15 protein-coding genes and 1 pseudogene are annotated in these 16,055 nt (G+C 66.6%); 8 read left to right on the plus strand and 8 right to left on the minus strand.

What is annotated here, in order from left to right; genetic code table 11:
* Window positions 1-10 precede the first annotated feature (10 nt).
* Window positions 11-835 carry a bifunctional hydroxymethylpyrimidine kinase/phosphomethylpyrimidine kinase gene (gene thiD, locus AC1DVA_RS15130; protein ID WP_476806392.1) on the plus strand — a complete coding sequence of 275 codons (825 nt, stop codon included), beginning with the start codon at window positions 11-13 and terminating at the stop codon, window positions 833-835.
* Complete coding sequence (gene scpA, locus AC1DVA_RS15135; RefSeq protein WP_476806393.1) at window positions 832-2,994, plus strand: methylmalonyl-CoA mutase; 2,163 nt, start codon at window positions 832-834, stop codon at window positions 2,992-2,994. The genes thiD and scpA overlap by 4 nt, the downstream gene beginning before the upstream one ends.
* Window positions 2,995-3,059: 65 nt before the next feature.
* Here scpA and AC1DVA_RS15140 read toward each other — a convergent pair whose 3' ends face one another.
* The 5 genes from AC1DVA_RS15140 to AC1DVA_RS15160 all read right to left on the minus strand — a co-directional run bounded on the left by AC1DVA_RS15140 (window position 3,060) and on the right by AC1DVA_RS15160 (window position 7,631).
* Window positions 3,060-3,332 carry a hypothetical protein gene (locus AC1DVA_RS15140; RefSeq protein ID WP_265052476.1) on the minus strand — a complete coding sequence of 91 codons (273 nt, stop codon included), beginning with the start codon at window positions 3,330-3,332 and terminating at the stop codon, window positions 3,060-3,062.
* A 194-nt stretch (window positions 3,333-3,526) separates the two neighbouring features.
* Window positions 3,527-4,315: an ABC transporter permease gene (locus AC1DVA_RS15145; protein WP_476806394.1), complete on the minus strand. Its 789-nt coding sequence runs from the start codon at window positions 4,313-4,315 to the stop codon at window positions 3,527-3,529.
* A complete protein-coding gene (locus tag AC1DVA_RS15150) occupies window positions 4,312-5,205 on the minus strand; it encodes an ABC transporter permease subunit (protein ID WP_265052474.1) in 894 nt (297 codons plus the stop codon). Before AC1DVA_RS15150 ends, AC1DVA_RS15145 begins: the two co-directional genes overlap by 4 nt.
* A gap of 181 nt (window positions 5,206-5,386) precedes the next feature.
* Window positions 5,387-6,541: an ABC transporter ATP-binding protein gene (locus AC1DVA_RS15155; protein WP_476806395.1), complete on the minus strand. Its 1,155-nt coding sequence runs from the start codon at window positions 6,539-6,541 to the stop codon at window positions 5,387-5,389.
* Window positions 6,542-6,566: 25 nt separating this feature from the next.
* Window positions 6,567-7,631: a polyamine ABC transporter substrate-binding protein gene (locus AC1DVA_RS15160; RefSeq protein WP_476806412.1), complete on the minus strand. Its 1,065-nt coding sequence runs from the start codon at window positions 7,629-7,631 to the stop codon at window positions 6,567-6,569.
* A gap of 285 nt (window positions 7,632-7,916) precedes the next feature.
* Between AC1DVA_RS15160 and AC1DVA_RS15165 the strand changes: the two genes are divergently transcribed.
* The 3 genes from AC1DVA_RS15165 to AC1DVA_RS15175 all read left to right on the plus strand — a co-directional run bounded on the left by AC1DVA_RS15165 (window position 7,917) and on the right by AC1DVA_RS15175 (window position 9,268).
* On the plus strand, window positions 7,917-8,654 hold the full coding sequence (locus AC1DVA_RS15165) for a DUF3750 domain-containing protein (RefSeq protein WP_265055043.1): 738 nt from the start codon (window positions 7,917-7,919) through the stop codon (window positions 8,652-8,654).
* 72 nt (window positions 8,655-8,726) lie between these two features.
* Window positions 8,727-8,948 (plus strand): antitoxin MazE-like protein, encoded by a 222-nt coding sequence (locus AC1DVA_RS15170; RefSeq protein ID WP_476806396.1) that lies wholly within the window; start codon window positions 8,727-8,729, stop codon window positions 8,946-8,948.
* Window positions 8,945-9,268: a type II toxin-antitoxin system PemK/MazF family toxin gene (locus tag AC1DVA_RS15175; RefSeq protein ID WP_476806397.1), complete on the plus strand. Its 324-nt coding sequence runs from the start codon at window positions 8,945-8,947 to the stop codon at window positions 9,266-9,268. The genes AC1DVA_RS15170 and AC1DVA_RS15175 overlap by 4 nt, the downstream gene beginning before the upstream one ends.
* Window positions 9,269-9,292: 24 nt before the next feature.
* Here AC1DVA_RS15175 and AC1DVA_RS15180 read toward each other — a convergent pair whose 3' ends face one another.
* Window positions 9,293-10,576: a cystathionine gamma-synthase family protein gene (locus AC1DVA_RS15180; protein ID WP_265052470.1), complete on the minus strand. Its 1,284-nt coding sequence runs from the start codon at window positions 10,574-10,576 to the stop codon at window positions 9,293-9,295.
* Window positions 10,577-10,706: 130 nt separating this feature from the next.
* On the opposite strand from AC1DVA_RS15180, the gene AC1DVA_RS15185 reads away from it, so the two are divergent.
* Entirely contained in the window at window positions 10,707-11,177 is a 471-nt protein-coding gene (locus AC1DVA_RS15185) for an Lrp/AsnC family transcriptional regulator (protein ID WP_442864920.1), read from the plus strand.
* Here the strand turns inward: AC1DVA_RS15185 and AC1DVA_RS15190 are convergent, their stop codons facing one another.
* Together AC1DVA_RS15190 and AC1DVA_RS15195 are read right to left on the minus strand one after the other, a co-directional pair.
* The gene (locus tag AC1DVA_RS15190; RefSeq protein ID WP_265052468.1) at window positions 11,178-12,182 is read right to left on the minus strand and encodes an alpha/beta hydrolase; all 1,005 of its coding nucleotides are present in this window, start codon (window positions 12,180-12,182) and stop codon (window positions 11,178-11,180) included.
* Between the two features lie 132 nt (window positions 12,183-12,314).
* Window positions 12,315-13,478 carry an alpha/beta hydrolase gene (locus AC1DVA_RS15195; RefSeq protein ID WP_476806398.1) on the minus strand — a complete coding sequence of 388 codons (1,164 nt, stop codon included), beginning with the start codon at window positions 13,476-13,478 and terminating at the stop codon, window positions 12,315-12,317.
* A 117-nt stretch (window positions 13,479-13,595) separates the two neighbouring features.
* Here AC1DVA_RS15195 and meaB point away from each other — a divergent pair, with 117 nt between their 5' ends.
* Together meaB and AC1DVA_RS15205 are read left to right on the plus strand one after the other, a co-directional pair.
* Window positions 13,596-14,582 (plus strand): methylmalonyl Co-A mutase-associated GTPase MeaB, encoded by a 987-nt coding sequence (meaB, locus tag AC1DVA_RS15200; protein ID WP_476806399.1) that lies wholly within the window; start codon window positions 13,596-13,598, stop codon window positions 14,580-14,582.
* A gap of 155 nt (window positions 14,583-14,737) precedes the next feature.
* Window positions 14,738-16,048, plus strand: a pseudogene (locus AC1DVA_RS15205) (TIGR03808 family TAT-translocated repetitive protein).
* Window positions 16,049-16,055: the final 7 nt, after the last annotated feature.

Raw genomic sequence — 16,055 nt, forward strand, 5'->3', positions numbered from 1 at the left:
GAGACATGCCTTGACCGCCATCGCCCTCACCATCGCCGGCTCGGATTCGAGCGGCGGCGCCGGCATCCAGGCCGATCTCAAGACCTTCGCGGCGCATCAGGTCTATGGCGCCAGCGTCATCGTCGCGCTTACCGCCCAGAACACCAGGGGCGTCAGCGCCATCCATGCCGTTCCGCGCGATTTCGTGACGAAGCAGATGGACGCCGTCTTCGAGGATCTCGATGTCGGCGCGGTCAAGATCGGCATGCTCGCGACGGCCGAGCTGATCGAGACGGTCGCGGCCGGGCTGAAGCGGCACGGCGCGAAGAACATCGTGCTCGATCCGGTGATGATCGCCGCCTCCGGCGCGCGATTGCTCGAGGAAGAGGCCGTGGCGGCGATCCGCAAGCATCTCTTTCCGCTGGCGACGCTGATCACCCCCAACCTGCCCGAGGCGGCGGCTTTGCTCGGCTCCAGCATCGCCGAGACCGACCAGGCCGTCGATGACCAGGCCGAGAAGCTCGCTGCGCTCGGCGCCGCGAACGTGCTGATCAAGGGCGGCCATGGCGGTGGTGATATCAGCAGCGACCTGCTGCGGCTCGCTGGCGGTGCGCGCCAGCGCTTCAACGCCCCGCGCCTCGAAACCCGCAACACCCATGGCACGGGCTGCACCCTATCCTCCGCCATCGCCGCCAACCTCGCCAAGGGACTGCCCCTGCCGGAGGCCGTCGGCCACGCCAAGACCTATATCTCCGCCGCGATCGCCGCCGCCGATCAGGTTCCGGTTGGCCATGGCCACGGCCCGGTGCATCATTTCCACCATTGGTGGGACAAGACCGACGGGAGTCAGCCATGACCGCGATCCCGGATTTCACGAAGCTCGCCTTCGCCGATGTGGCGCCGGCATCCCCGGTGCTGCCGACAGGCGAAGCCTGGCTGACGCCGGAAGGCATCCCGGTGAAGCCGGTCTTTACGGCCGAGGATCGCGACGGGCTGCCTTTCGTCGATACGCTGCCGGGCATCGCGCCCTATCTGCGCGGCCCCTACCCCACCATGTACGTCAACCAGCCCTGGACGATCCGGCAATATGCCGGCTTCTCCACGGCGGAGGATTCGAACGCCTTCTACCGGCGCAACCTCGCCGCCGGGCAGAAGGGCCTCTCCGTCGCCTTCGACCTCGCGACCCACCGCGGCTATGACAGCGACCATCCGCGCGTCGGCGGCGATGTCGGCATGGCCGGCGTCGCGATCGATTCGATCTACGACATGCGCACGCTGTTCTCCGGCATCCCGCTCGACCAGATGAGCGTGTCGATGACGATGAACGGCGCGGTCCTGCCCGTCCTGGCGCTCTACATCGTCGCGGCGGAAGAACAGGGCGTATCGCAGGCCAAGCTCTCCGGGACCATCCAGAACGACATCCTCAAGGAGTTCATGGTCCGCAACACCTATATCTATCCGCCCGGGCCCTCGATGCGGGCGATCGGCGACATCTTCGCCTTCACCTCGGCCAACATGCCGAAATTCAACTCGATCTCGATCTCCGGCTATCACATGCAGGAGGCCGGAGCGACGCAGGACCTCGAGCTCGGCTACACGCTCGCCGATGGCGTCGAGTATATCCGCGCCGGCCAGCGGGCGGGCCTGGGCGTCGATATCTTCGCGCCGCGCCTGTCGTTCTTCTGGGCGATCGGCATGAACTTCTTCATGGAAGTCGCCAAGATGCGCGCGGCACGGCTGATCTGGGCCAAGCTCGTCAAGGATTTCGGCGCGCAGAACGAGAAGTCGCTGCCGCTGCGCACGCATTGCCAGACGAGCGGCTGGTCGCTGACGGCGCAGGACGTGTTCAACAACGTGCCGCGCACGATGATCGAGGCGATGGCGGCGACGCAGGGCCACACCCAGTCGCTTCACACCAATGCGCTCGACGAGGCGCTGGCGCTGCCGACCGATTTCTCCGCCCGCATCGCCCGCAATACGCAGATCGTGCTGCAGCAGGAAAGCGGCACCACTCGCATCATCGACCCCTGGGGCGGCTCCTATTATGTCGAGCGGCTGACCGCCGAATTGGCGAAGAAGGCCTGGGAGCATATCAGGGAAGTCGAGGCGCTCGGCGGCATGGCCAAGGCGATCGAGGCCGGCATCCCGAAGCTTCGGATCGAGGAGGCCGCGGCCAAGACGCAGGCGCGCATCGATGGCCGCCAGCAGGCGATCATCGGCGTCAACTGCTTCAAGCCGGACAACGAGGCCGCGATCGAGGTGCTCAAGGTCGACAATGCCTCGGTCCGCGCGCAGCAGCTCGACAAGCTCAGGCGCCTCAAGGCCGAGCGAAACGAGGGCGACGTCGAGGCGGCGCTGACCGCGCTGACAAACGGCGCGGCGGGTGATGCCAACCTGCTCGACCTCGCCGTCAAGGCGGCTCGCGCCAAGGCGACTGTCGGCGAAATCTCGATGGCGATGGAAAAGGTCTTCGGGCGCCATCGGGCCGAGATCAAGGCTATCTCGGGTGTCTACAAGCGGGAGGTCGGCGAGATGAACCCAGCCGTCACGCGCGTCCAGATGATGTGCCAGGCGTTCGAGGAGGCCGATGGGCGCCGCCCGCGCATCCTCGTCGCCAAGATGGGGCAGGACGGGCATGATCGCGGCCAGAAGGTGATCGCCTCGGCCTTCGCCGACCTCGGCTTCGACGTCGATATCGGCCCGCTCTTCGCGACGCCGGACGAGGCGGCGCGGCAGGCGGTCGAGAACGACGTCCATATCGTCGGCGTCTCGTCGCTCGCGGCCGGCCACCTGACGCTCGTGCCGGAACTGAAGGCCGCGCTTGCCCAGGCCGGCCGACCCGACATCATGATCGTCGTCGGCGGCGTCATCCCGCCGCAGGATTTCGAGGCGCTGATCGAGGCCGGCGCCTCGGCGATCTTCCCGCCCGGCACGGTCATCGCCGATGCCGCAGAGAAGCTGCTCGAAGAATTGAACAAGCGCCTCGGCTACGTGCAGCGGACAGCGGCGGAGTAAGACAAGAAGGCGGGCGCTGCCCCTAGGCCGCGCCCGCCCCATGATTACGGCCGACGTGGCGACACTTACCGCCAGCCGTAACCATAGCCGTAGCGCGGCGGAGGCGGCCGCATGCCATATCCGTCGGAATAGCGGTGCCAGCGGCGCTGGCCCCAGAAGCCGTGCATGGCCGGCGGTGCCGGGCGCCAGCCGGCGCCATATGCCGGGCGCTCGTAGCCACGCTCGTAGCGATCGCCGAAGGCCTGGGCATTGCCGGTCCCGGCGAATGTCGAGGCTGCGAGCGCGACGCCGCCGAGGGCGAATGCGGCAAAACCGATGCGGGCGCGATTGCGGAACATTGTCCCTGTCCTGTCTGGAGGCCGGAAGATCCCTGCCTTGAAACGGACATTCGCAGATTGCGGCTGAACGGGATTTGAGGGCGCCGTTCAGCCGCCGTTTAGGGAGTGCTGACTTTCGACGGAACCAGCGTCATTCCGGGGCAGGCCGTAGGCCTGAGCCCGGACGTCGTGGTGCCTCGCACACCAAGCTTGCTTTAACTGCCGGACAGCTGTTCGCGCTTCAGCAGCAGTGAAGCCGCGATCACGACGACAGCCACGGCCCCGATCATGATCGTGCAGGCGGCGTTGATCTCGGGCGAGACGCCGAGCTTGACCGCGGAATAGAGCCGCATCGGCAGCGTGGTCGCGCCCGGGCCGGTGGTGAAGCTGGCGATGACGAGATCGTCGAGCGAAAGCGTGAAGGCGAGCATCCAGGCCGCCGCCACCGCCGGCCAGATCAGGGGCAAAGTCACGGTCCAGAAGGTGACGACGGGCGTGGCGCCAAGGTCCTGCGCCGCCTCCTCCAGCGAACGGTCGAAGCCGGCCAGCCGCGACTGGACGACGATGCAGGCAAAGCCGAGGCTGAAGGTCGCGTGGGCCACCGTAACGGTCCAGAAGCCGCGCTCGACATCGACAGCGACGAAGAGCAGCAGCAGCGACAGGCCCGTCACCACCTCGGGCATGACGAGCGGCGCCAGCACCATGCCGGAGAAGAGCGTGCGCCCCGTGAAGCGCCCATGGCGGGCGAGAGCGAGCGCCGCCAGTGTGCCCAAGATCGTCGCGAGCGTCGCCGAGACGAAGCCGAGGCGGATCGAAAGCCAGGCGGCGTCGAGCAGCGGCTGGTTCCGCATCAGCGCGCCGTACCAATGCGTCGAGAAGCCGCCCCAGACCGTCACCAGCCGCGAGGCGTTGAACGAGTACGCGATCAGCGTCAGGATCGGCAGATAGAGGAAGGCGAAGCCGACGATCAGCGCGAGAATGAGTCCGGGGCCGAGCCTCCTCATGCCGCCATCTCTCGCCGCAGCCGCGCTCGCTGAAGCAGGACGAGGGGCAAGACCAGCACGACGAGCAGCACCACCGCTACGGCCGAGGCCAGCGGCCAGTCGCGGTTGGAGAAGAACTCGTTCCACAGCACCTTGCCGATCATCACGGTGTCGGGGCCGCCGAGCAGGTCGGGGATGACGAATTCGCCGACCGCCGGGATGAAGACCAGCGCCGAGCCGGCGAGGATGCCCGGCAAGGAGAGCGGCAGGGTTACGGTGAGGAATGCCGTCAACGGCCTCGCGCCGAGATCGGCGGCCGCTTCGAGCAGGCCGCGGTCGAGCTTCTCCAGCGTCGCGAAGAGCGGCAGCACCATGAATGGCAAGTAGGAATAGACCATGCCGAGCAGCACCGCCGTCTCGGTGTTGAGCAGGCGCAGCGGCTCGGCCTCGAAGCCAAGGAAGGCCAAAGACGCATCGAGCAGCCCGTCGGGCCTGAGGATGCCGATCCAGGCGTAGACGCGGATCAGGAAGGAGGTCCAGAACGGCAGGATGACGAAGACGAGCAGCATGCCGCGCCAGCGCGGCGGTGCCGAGGCCATGGCATAGGCGAGCGGATAGCCGATCGCGAGCGCGAACAGCGTCGTCAAGCCCGCGATGCGCAGCGAATAGAGATAGCTCTGCCAGTAGAGCGCATCGTCGCCGAGCAGGCTGAAGTTCGCCAGGTCGAGTTGGGAGAGGAATTCGCCGAGCTGGGCCAAGCCCTCCCAATGCGGTGCGTAGGGCGGCAGGGCGGTCGCCGCCTGCGAGAACGCCATGCGCAGGACGATGGCGAAGGGCGCGAGGAAGAACAGCGCCAGCCAGAGATAGGGCACGGCCACGACGAGGCGGCGAAGACTGGCCCCAGCACTCATGTCCACGCTCCGCCGTCATTCCGGGGCAGGTCGCAGACCTGAGCCCGGAACCCAGAACCGATGCACTTTCCATGAGAAGGCGCCCTCGCCGCCGAGCACACCGCCGGAATGGCATCGGTTCTGGGTTCCGGGCTCTTCGCTTCGCGAAGCCCCGAAATGACGGTCAGGTTCCCAACACGCCTCATGGCGGCAATACCACGCCGGCCTCGACATCCCAGGAGAGCCAGACCTTGTCGTCCCAGGCGAAAGGCCGCGCCATCCGGCGCGTGCGGTTGGCGAGCGCGACCTTGACCAGTTGGCCGCCCTCTCCCCCGATCATCACCTGGATCATGGTGAAGTCGCCGAGATAGCCGATATCCCAGATCTCGCCGGCGATCTTGTTGACCACTTGGCCCGGCTCGTCATGGCCGATCTCTATCTTTTCGGGCCTGATGCCGACCAGCAAGGCCTCGCCCGGCTTCAGCACCGGGGCCTCCTCGTCGAGCTCGACGGCGCCGACGAGTGGCACCTGCGCCCGGACGAGCTCGCCTTGAACCCCCTCGACCTGGCCCTCGAAGATGTTGATGTCGCCAACGAACTCGGCGACGTGGCGATTGGCGGGCGCCTCGTAGATCACGTCCGGTGGGCCGATCTGGACGAGCTTGCCGTGATCCATCACCGCCATGCGGTCGGCCATCGTCATGGCTTCGTCCTGATCGTGGGTGACGACCATGAAGGTGAGGCCGAGCTCGCTCTGCAGGTCCATCAGCTCGAACTGGGTCTGCTCGCGCAGCTTCTTGTCGAGCGCCGCCATCGGCTCGTCGAGCAGCAGCAGCTTCGGCCGCTTGGCCAGTGAGCGGGCGAGCGCGACGCGCTGGCGCTGGCCGCCGGAGAGCTGATGCGGCTTGCGCCCGCCGAGCCCGGAGAGCTTGACCAGCGCCAGCATCTCGTCGACGCGCCGGTCGATCTCGGCACGCGCCAGCCCTTCGCGCTTCAGCCCATAGGCGATGTTGCCGGCCACGGTCAGATGCGGGAACAGCGCGTAGGATTGGAACATCATGTTGATTGGCCGCAGATGCGGCGGAATGCCGGTGATGTCCTGCCCGTCCAGCAGGATCGTGCCTTCGTCCGGCCTCTCGAAGCCGGCGAGCATGCGCATCAGCGTGGTCTTGCCGCAGCCGGAAGGCCCGAGCAGCGCGAAGAACTCGCGGGGATAGAGCGCGAGCGAAAGATCGCCCACGGCAGTCACGTCGCCGAAACGCTTGGTCACGCCCCGGAACGTGACCAGCGGCTTCGCCGCCGGGTCGTTCCAGGGTTGGAAAGCCCGGCGCACGCTGCCGGGCGAGGTCTTCTTCATGCCCGCCGCCCCTGCCGAGAGCCGGTCACTTGCCGGTCTTCACGCGGGTCCAGAGCCGGTTCACCAGCCGCTGGGCCTTCTGGTCATAGGGCGTGATCGTATAGAGCCGCGCCATCACCGCGTCGGACGGGTAGATGCCGGGGTTGTCGCGCACCGCCGCCGAGAGCAGCGGCTTCGAGGCGATGTTGCCGTTGGCATATTGGATGAAGTCGGAGTTCTTCGCCGCCATCGCGGGCCGGTTGACGAAGTCGATGAACTTCAGCGCCGCGTCGACATTGCCGGCGCCCTTCGGGATCACGAAGGAATCGAACCACATCAGCGCGCCTTCCTTCGGGATGGAATATGCGATCTGGACGCCGTTCTTGGCCTCCTCGGCGCGCTTCTTCGCCTGGAGGATGTCGCCGGAATAGCCGACGGCCAGGCAGATATCGCCGTTCGCCAGGGCGTTGATGTATTCCGAGGAGTGGAATTTCTGGATGTGAGGGCGGATCTTGCGCAGGAGTTCCCCGGCCTTGTTGAGATCGGCCTCGTTCTTGGAGTCGGGATCGAGACCGAGATAGCGCAGCGCCGCCGGGAACATCTCCTCGACCGCATCGAGCACATGGACGCCGCAGTTGGAGAGCTTCTTGAGCTGCTCCGGCTCGAAGACGATCTTCCAGCTGTCGATCCCTGCGTCGGGGCCGAGGCGTTCCTTGATCTTGGCGACGTTGTAGCCGACCCCGGTCGTGCCCCACATGTAGTTCACGGCGTATTTGTTGCCGGGATCGTATTTGGAGAGACGCGTCTGGATTTCCGGCCAGAGATTCCTCAGGTTCGGCGCCCTGTCCTTGTCGACCGGCTGGTAGAGGCCGAGCGGGATGTGGCGCGGCAGGAAGGAGGCCGTGACGACGATCAGGTCATAGCCAGTCTTGCCGGCAAGAAGCTTGGTCTCGACCGTCTCCATCTGGTCGAAGGTGTCGTAGACGACCGTGATGCCGGTTTCCTTCTTGAAGGCGTCGAGCACCTCCGGATCGACATAGTCCGACCAGTTGAAGATGCGCAGCTGCTTGTCCTGCGCGGCCGCCGGCGCGGCGAGAAATCCCAGTCCCATCGCACAGGCCGCGATCGCCGCGGTCAGTCGCTTCGTCGTCCTACCCAATCCGCCCCTCCATCGTTTGGCGCCGCGCACGCTACCAGCTTTCCCCCCGGCATCAACCGACATCGGGCGCGACGGAACGCCCGCACACAGGCAAGACCTGCCGAAATAATCGGCCCATGCTGCATGGCGCGGACTCGGCCAGGCGCCCTGCCCGGAAGCTTGTCGATCGGCCGGGCTGACAGGAGCGTGATCGGCTCGCTCCTTGCCGGCGCGTGCGAGCGCCACATATCGTGCCATATGCATCTTTTCCGCCGTTTCCTGCTGTTCTTCACTCTCGCCTTCCTGTTGCCGCTGGCATCCCATGCCGGCTGGTGGGTCTGGCAGACGCACGCCCCCGACTGGCGCCGCGCCGACTGGACGAGTGCGAAGCTTCTGCCTGCCGCCGCGACGGAGCCCGAGGCGACGATCCACGTCTTCGCAGCCCGGGTCGGCCGCTGGCGCGGCATCTTCGCGCATCATTCCTGGGTCGTGGTGAAGGAACGCGGCGCCAGCACCTATACGCGCTTCGACGTGGTCGGCTGGGGCGCCCCTGTGCGGGTCAATCATCGCGACGCGGACGGGCGCTGGTTCGGCAATGTGCCGGAACCGGTGGCCGAGATCCGCGGCGAGGCGGCCGAGCGCCTGATCCCGCGCATCCGTTCGGCCGTGGCAAGCTACAGCTATTCCAGCCCCGGCAGCTATCTCGCCTGGCCCGGGCCGAACTCGAACAGCTTCGTCCAGCACGTCCTGTCGGAGGTTCCGGAGCTGAGAGAGGCCCTGCCGCCGACGGCGATCGGCAAGGACTGGCGCGCCGATGGCCTGTTCGCCGGTCTCACCCCCAGCCGGACCGGCGTCCAGGCCTCGCTTTACGGGCTGGCCGGCGTGACCGTCGGCTGGGTCGAGGGGGTCGAGATCAATCTCCTGGGCCTCGTCGCCGGCTTCGATCTGCGCAGCCCCGCGCTGAAGCTGCCGGGCTGGGGGCGGATCGGGGTGTGAGCGGCCTCCGCCTGACGCCTTGAACAGCAACGCCGAAAGCGTTACATGTAACGATCGAAGCGAGGGATCGACATGGCGGCATCGACAGCCAGACGCGTCCAGAAGCGCCGTGAAGCATTGCGGGCAGCCGGCTTGCGGCCTATCCAGATCTGGATCCCCGATACGCGACAGCCCGGCTTCAACGAGGAATGCCGACGGCAAGCGCGAATGGCCGCAGCGGCCGACAGCGCCGACCATGATCTGGACGGTTTTCTCGACGCGGCTCTGGAAGACCTAGACCGCGCTCCTGAATGAAGCGCGGCGATCTTGTCACCGTCGCGCTCGCCGGCGATTTCGGCAAACCCCGCCCTGCCCTGATCGTCCAGGCAGACCCGTTCGATCTGACGGCGACGGTCACGGTTCTGCTGCTCTCCAGCGACCTCGTCGACGCGCCGCTGATCAGGCTGACCATTCAACCCAATGCCGCGAACGGGCTGCGCCTTGCCTCCCAGATCATGGTCGACAAGGCGATGACCGTGCGCAGGGACCGGATCGGCCAGATTGTTGGCCGCGTCGATCCGGACATGATGATCGCAGTCAACCGTTCGCTCGCGCTTTTCCTCGGTCTCGGCTGAAGCGAGCGCGGGCGACCGGCGAGATCACACGGCTTCGAAGGCCTGCGCCAGATCCGAGATCAGGTCCTCGATGTTCTCGATGCCGACCGAGATGCGGATCAGCGCGTCGGTCAGGCCGATCTCCTCGCGCAATTCCTTGGCGACGCCGGAATGGGTCATGGCGGCCGGGTGCGAGACCAGCGTCTCGGTGCCGCCGAGGCTGACCGCGAGCTTCATGATCTGCAGGTTGTCGAGCAGGGCGAAGGCTTCCTTCTCACCGCCCTTGACGTCGAAGGCGAAGGTCGAGCCCGCCGCCGTGCATTGTCGGTCGAAGACAGCCTTGCGCGGGTCGCCGTCCTTGAGATTGCCGAGATAGTGGACCTTGGCCACCTTGGGGTGGCTCTCCAGATAGTCGGCCACCAGCTTGGCGTTCTCATTGGCGCGGCTCATGCGGATGTCGAGCGTCTCCAGCGAACGCATCAGCATCCAGCAGGAGTTCGGATCGGCCTGCGTGCCGAGCGAGCCGCGCCAGCTCTTGACCTGCCGCACCAGCGCATCCGAGCCGCTGATCGAGCCGCCCACGAGATCGCTGTGGCCGCCGACATATTTGGTCAGCGAGAGCAGCGAGAGATCGGCACCCTCCTTCAGCGGCTTCTGGTATTTCGGGCCGAGCATGGTGTTGTCGACGACGACCGGCGGGCGATGCCCCTGCGACTTCTCGAGCTCGTCCGCGATCATCTTGCAGGCGGCGAGATCGACGAGGCCGTTGGTCGGGTTGGCCGGCGTCTCGACCAGGATCATCGCGACGCGGCCCTTGGCTGCGGCGGCCCGCGCGACGTCCCGCATCTGCTCGATGTCGAGCCCGTCGGTGAAGCCGAATGGCGTGACGCCAAAAGCGCCCATCTGGTTCTTCAAGAGCGTCTCAGTGCCGCCATAGAGCGGGCGCGAATGCAGGATCGTGTCGCCCGGCCTCAGGAAGGCGAAGCAGGTCGTAGCGATCGCCGCCATGCCCGAGGCGAAGACGGCGCATTTCTCGGCCTCGTCCCAGATCGCCAGGCGATCCTCGAGGATCTCCATGTTGGGATGGTTGAAGCGCGAATAGACCAGCCCTGGCTTCTCGCCGGGCTTCGGCCGGCGCCGGCCCGAGGTGAAGTCGAAGAAATCCTTGCCCTGCTGTGCATTCTCGAAGACGAAGGTCGAGGTCAGGAAGACCGGCGGCTTGAGCGAGCCTTCCGACATGGCCGGCGAATAGCCGAACCCCATCATCAGCGTCTCCGGATGAAGCTTGCGGTTGGCGATCCGGTCCTTGTGATAGCTGTCGTCGCTCATGGCCTTCTCCCTATGTGCCTGCGGCGGTCGTTTTCCAGAACCCAGAATATTCTTCTCGCAGCGCCATTGCTTGGTCGATGAAGCTCGTCCTACACCCTGATGCGCATCTTCCTGCTCATCTTGTCTTCATATGGAGCATATCATGCTCGACACGATCGATCGCCGAATCCTCGCCGTGCTGCGCGAGGATGGCCGGATCACCAACCAGGACCTCTCGCAGCGGGTCGGGCTCTCGCCGACACCCTGCCTGCGCCGCCTCAAACGACTCGAAGAGACCGGCGTCATCCAGGGCTATGCCGCGATCGTCGACCCCAAGGCCTACGGGCTGCCGTTCAGCGTCTTCGTCTCGGTGCGGCTGACGCAGCAGAACCAGGAGCAGATCGCCGAATTCGAGAAGGCGGTCGAAGGCTGGAGCGAAGTTGCCGAATGCTACCTCATGACCGGCTCGCAGGACTACCTGCTGCGCGTCGTCACCGACGGCATCGAAGGCTATGAGCGCTTCCTGAAGCAGAAGGCGACGCGGCTGAAATGCATCCAGTCGGTCGAATCCAACTTCGCTCTGGCGACGATCAAGAAGCGCTCCGGCCTGCCGCCGATCTGATCAGACGCCGCGTTCCATCGCCCGGCGTACGACCTGCGTGACCTCGCTGTTCGACAGGAACAGGTCATGGCGCAGCATGCTCCAGCCCCGGCCGGAGGTGTCGGCGACGCGCACGCCCAATGCATCGAGCCGCGAGCGATCGGCAGCACCGGCGCGAGCGACGCCGCCGGCGATGCGCGCGGAGACCGCCAGCGCACGGTCACCCGGATCGATGATCACGGTCATGCGCTGCGCCAGCGGGCCGAGCCGCTTCACCGTCTGCTCGAAGGCGTCGATGTCGACATCGGGCGAGGCCAGCACCACGGAGCCGATCCGCGCATAGACATCCTGGGAATCGCGCAACTCGCGCAGCCCTTCTAGCGTCAGGAAGGTTCCCATCGAGTGGGCGACGATGTGGATGCGCCCGACCGTGGGGTTGGCGACGAGCGCCTGCAGGGTCTGGGCGAAGCCATCGCGCGACCAGAGCGCGCTCTCCCGATCATAGGCATAGTCGAAGAGCTTGCCGCCCGACGGCCAGGTGAAGAGCACCGTACGGCCCTGAAATTCGAGCGAATGCGAAAGCTGGCCGGCGCTGCGCGCCGCCGATTCGAACGTCTCGTTGAAGCCGTGGACAAAGAGCAGCACGTCGCGGCCGTTGACGGCTTCGGAGAGCGCACGGGCCGCCTCGTTGGTCACCTCGCGGCCGACACCGAGCACAGCCCAATCGCCGCTCACGGCGGACGAGACCCGCCCCGTGATGCCGCGCCCGGGCGGGGACAGGCGCACCTCGGCAAAGGTCAGTGCTCCGCGATCGGTGCCGAAATACGGTGGGGCATTGCCGGTCGATCTGCGCGTCGTCATCACCAGTAGCCGCGGATCCTTGCCGAGCGACGAGGTGTCGGCCCTCTCGGGCTCGCTGAAGGGCGAAACGCTCGCCTCGCTCTGCGCGCAGGCGGCGAGCCCGAGCGGCAGCAATGTGGCGAGCGCCAGCGAACGGCATGAAAAGGCGCGCCTCGTGACAGGCATGGTGACAGGTATCCGATCAATCGTGAGGGCCGAACTGGCCGGCCGCGCCCTTAAGGGCAGGCTAACGCGGCCAGAATGCGGCGAGCCCGCGCTCAGCGCGCGGAGGTTCGCGGTCGTTGCAGCGATGTGACATCAGCGTCCGCCGGACAGGATCGTCAACGGCGCGGTCACGACCAACCCGACCGTCGAGCCCACCGTGCCGACGACGCCGCCTGCAACATCGCCGATCCGATCGCCGAATTGCGGCCCGGCGAAGCCGATCCCCTTGTCCTGCCGCAACCGCTCACCGATGAGCTGCACGACCTTGGGCGAGGAGGCGAACTTGGCGTGGTTCAGGCTGTCGGCCGACGTCACCTCGGAGATATCGACAATACGCACGCCGAGCTTCTCCAGCTCGGCCACGATCTCCGCATCCTTCGCCGAAACGGCGCCGAGGCGCCTCTTGTCACCGGCGAAGCGACGGGAGAAGTCGAGCGCCCTGTCGTCGGCCGAAACGAAGACGGTAACTGGTCGCCTGATCTGATTCATCTGCGTCTTGAAGACGTCGAGATCGACGTCGGGCGCCGCGAGCATCACGTCGCGCAGTTTGCCGCCGAAAGCGCCGTCGCCACGGATCGCGGCCTGGCGCAACGTTTCCAGCGTCAGCAGCGTCCCCATCGAATGGGCGAGGATATCCATGCGCGAGGTGCCGAGATCGCGCGCGATCGCCCGCAAATTCCCTTCGAGGAAATCGCGCGAGTAAAAGGCGCTCTCGCGATCGTAGGGATAGGCGAGGAGCTCGCCGCGCGACGGCCATGAGAACAGCACTGGCACGCCCTTGAAGCCGGAATCATAGACGATCTGGGCGAAGCGATAGGCGGCATCCGCGAAATTCGTGTTGTAGCCGTGGACGAAGACCAGCACGTCGCGCTGCGATGCCGGACGCCGCTGCAGTTCCCTGCGCACGTCGGAGACGATGGGCGCGAGATCGAGCCGCTGGACATAGGTAGCGGTGAAGTGCTTGGCCGGGTCGCCGGGCCCCGAGCTCGGCAGTTCCAGATTGCCGGCCTTGTGGTCGCGCGGAACGGTGATGTCGAGCCGGGCGAAGGACAGCTTGGGGCCGCGCTCGCCGCTGAAGTAGACGGGCTGCGCCGAAGGCTCACGCGTCGTCGCAACGTAGATTTCGACCTTGCCGGCGATATCGGCGGCCGGCGCCTGGGTCAGTTCCAGCACGCGCGGCGTTGCACAGGCGGCCACGAGCAGCGGCAGCACCAACGCCAACAGAACACCACGAAGCCGCATCACCACGCCCTTCATTCGCCAAGTCGTCTCACCACAGGCCCAAATCTTCAAGATGCCTGCATGACACAGTGATGATGCAAGTGATGCGCGGGATGCCTTGTCGCCCGCGGCGCCTGCTTGCTAACTGGCGCCATGGCCGACCGCACTTCCCCAGCCGAATCGCTCGGCGATGCGATCCTCGCCGGCGAGCGCGCCGCGCTGGCCCGCGCGATCACGCTGGTCGAGTCGCGCCGCGCCGATCATCGCGAGAAGGCGCAGGCGCTGATCCAGCGGCTGCTGCCGCATACGGGGCGCGCGATCCGCGTCGGCATCACCGGCGTGCCCGGCGTCGGCAAATCGACGACGATCGATGCTCTCGGCGGCTATCTCACCAGCAAGGGCCACAAGGTCGCGGTGCTCGCGGTCGATCCCTCTTCCACGCGCACGGGCGGCTCGATCCTCGGCGACAAGACGCGGATGGCGCAGCTCGCCGTCGACCCCAACGCCTATATCCGCCCCTCGCCCTCCTCCGGCACGCTGGGCGGCGTCGCCGCCAAGACGCGTGAGACGATGCTGCTCTGCGAGGCGGCTGGCTTCGACATCATCCTGGTCGAGACGGTCGGTGTCGGCCAGTCGGAAACGGCGGTCGCCGATCTCACCGATTTCTTTCTCGTCCTGATGCTGCCCAATGCCGGCGACGAGTTGCAGGGCATCAAGAAGGGCATCATCGAGCTTGCCGACATGATCGCGGTCAACAAGGCCGATGGCACCGGCGCGACCGCCGCCCGCGCAGCGGCCGCGCAATACAAGGCGGCACTGCACATCCTCGCGCCCGCGTCGCCGCTCTGGAGCACGCCGGTCGTGACCATCTCGGGGCTGACCGGCGATGGGCTCGACGCGCTCTGGGCCAAGGTCGAGGAGCACCATGCCCGCTTCGAGGCGAAAGGCTTGATCGACGAGAAGCGCCGGCGCCAGGACGTCAAATGGATGTGGGCGATGGTGCAGGACCGCTTGCAGGCCAGGCTTCGGCACGATCCCGCATTGAAGGCGCGCACCCCGGAGCTGGAGGCCGCCGTCTCATCCGGCAAGCTGGCCCCGACGCTTGCCGCCGAGGAGATCGCGCAGGCGCTTGGGCTCTAGCCGAAATCGGCCGCCTCTCTTCACAAGCCCGTTCCAAATCGGCACGTCAGCGCTGGCACGGCGCTTGATCGTGGCTCGACCGAACAGGAGGTTTCATGGCCCTCTCACGGCGCGGATTGCTGGCGGCCGGCCTCGTCGGCGCGGCCTGACCCACCTTGCCGGCTTGGGCACAGCCCACCCCGGCGAACAGAGGCCCGCTCGGCCATCTCGGCCTGGACGCCAGCCATTTCGGGATGCGGCCCGGCGCGGTCGAGGATCAGTCGCAGCGGCTGCAAGCTGCCCTGAACGAGGCATCGAAGCGCGGCGCGCCGCTTGTCCTGCCGCCCGGCCGTTACCGCCTCAGTGCCGTCCAGCTGCCGGACGGCGCGCAGCTCATCGGGGTTTCCGGCAAGACGCGCCTCGTCACCGCGAGCGGCGGCCCGCTGCTCGTCGCTTCCAATATCGGCCGCGCGAGCCTTTCCGGACTGACCTTCGACGGCCTCGATATCCCCTCGCCCCAGAAGGCAGGGCTCGTGGCCTGCGACACCGTCGGCGAGATCGCGATCTCGGATTGCGAATTCGCCAAGGCCGGCTCGGTCGGCCTTGTGCTCAACCGCTGCGGCGGGCGCATCGCGACCAGCAAGTTCCGCGGCATGCGCGATTCCGCCCTGTTCTCGCTCGACTAGGCCGGTCTGGCGATCGAGCAGAACGAGGTCGAGGACTGCGGCAGTAACGGCATCCAGATCTGGCGCAGCCAGCCCGGCGACGATCGCTCGATCGTCCGCGGCAACCGGGTGAGCCGCGTCCGCGCCGATGCCGGCGGCGACGGCCAGAACGGCAACGGCATCAGTCTCTATCGCGCCGGCGGCGTCATCATCGAAGGCAACCAGCTGCGTGATTGCGCCATGACCTTCATCCGCAACAATTCGGGCTCCGGCGTGCAGATTCTCGGCAATCAGGGGCGGCGCTGCGGCGAGGTCGGGCTCTATGCCGAATTCGCCTTCGAGGGCACGATCATGGCCAACAACCTGGTCGAGGATTGCGCCCAGGGCGCCAACATCACCAATCTCGACCATGGCGGGCGGCTCGCCGTCTTCGCCAACAACATTATCCGCAATGCCCGGCGGGCCATCGCCCCTAACGGCAAGGCGCCGGTCGGCGGCATCGGCGTCCATGTCGAGGCGGAAGCAGCCGTGACCGGCAACGCCATCGAGAACGCCAGCGAGATCGGCATCTCGCTCGGCTGGTCCTGGGGCATGCGCAACCTATCCGCCACCGGCAACGTGGTCCGCAAAGCCGGGATCGGCATCTCCGTCTCGCTGGTGCCGAAGGAACGCAACGCGCTGATCGCCAACAACGTCATCGACGAAGCCCGCGACGGCGCCATCGTCGGCACCGAATACGGCAAGCCCGTCACTGGCGACCTCGCCAAGGCCCCCGACCCGAAGGCCGCGGGGATCACAATCGCGAACAACGCGGTGCGCTGAGACGGCC

It is taken from the genome of Allobosea sp. P4_C6 (assembly GCF_056402015.1).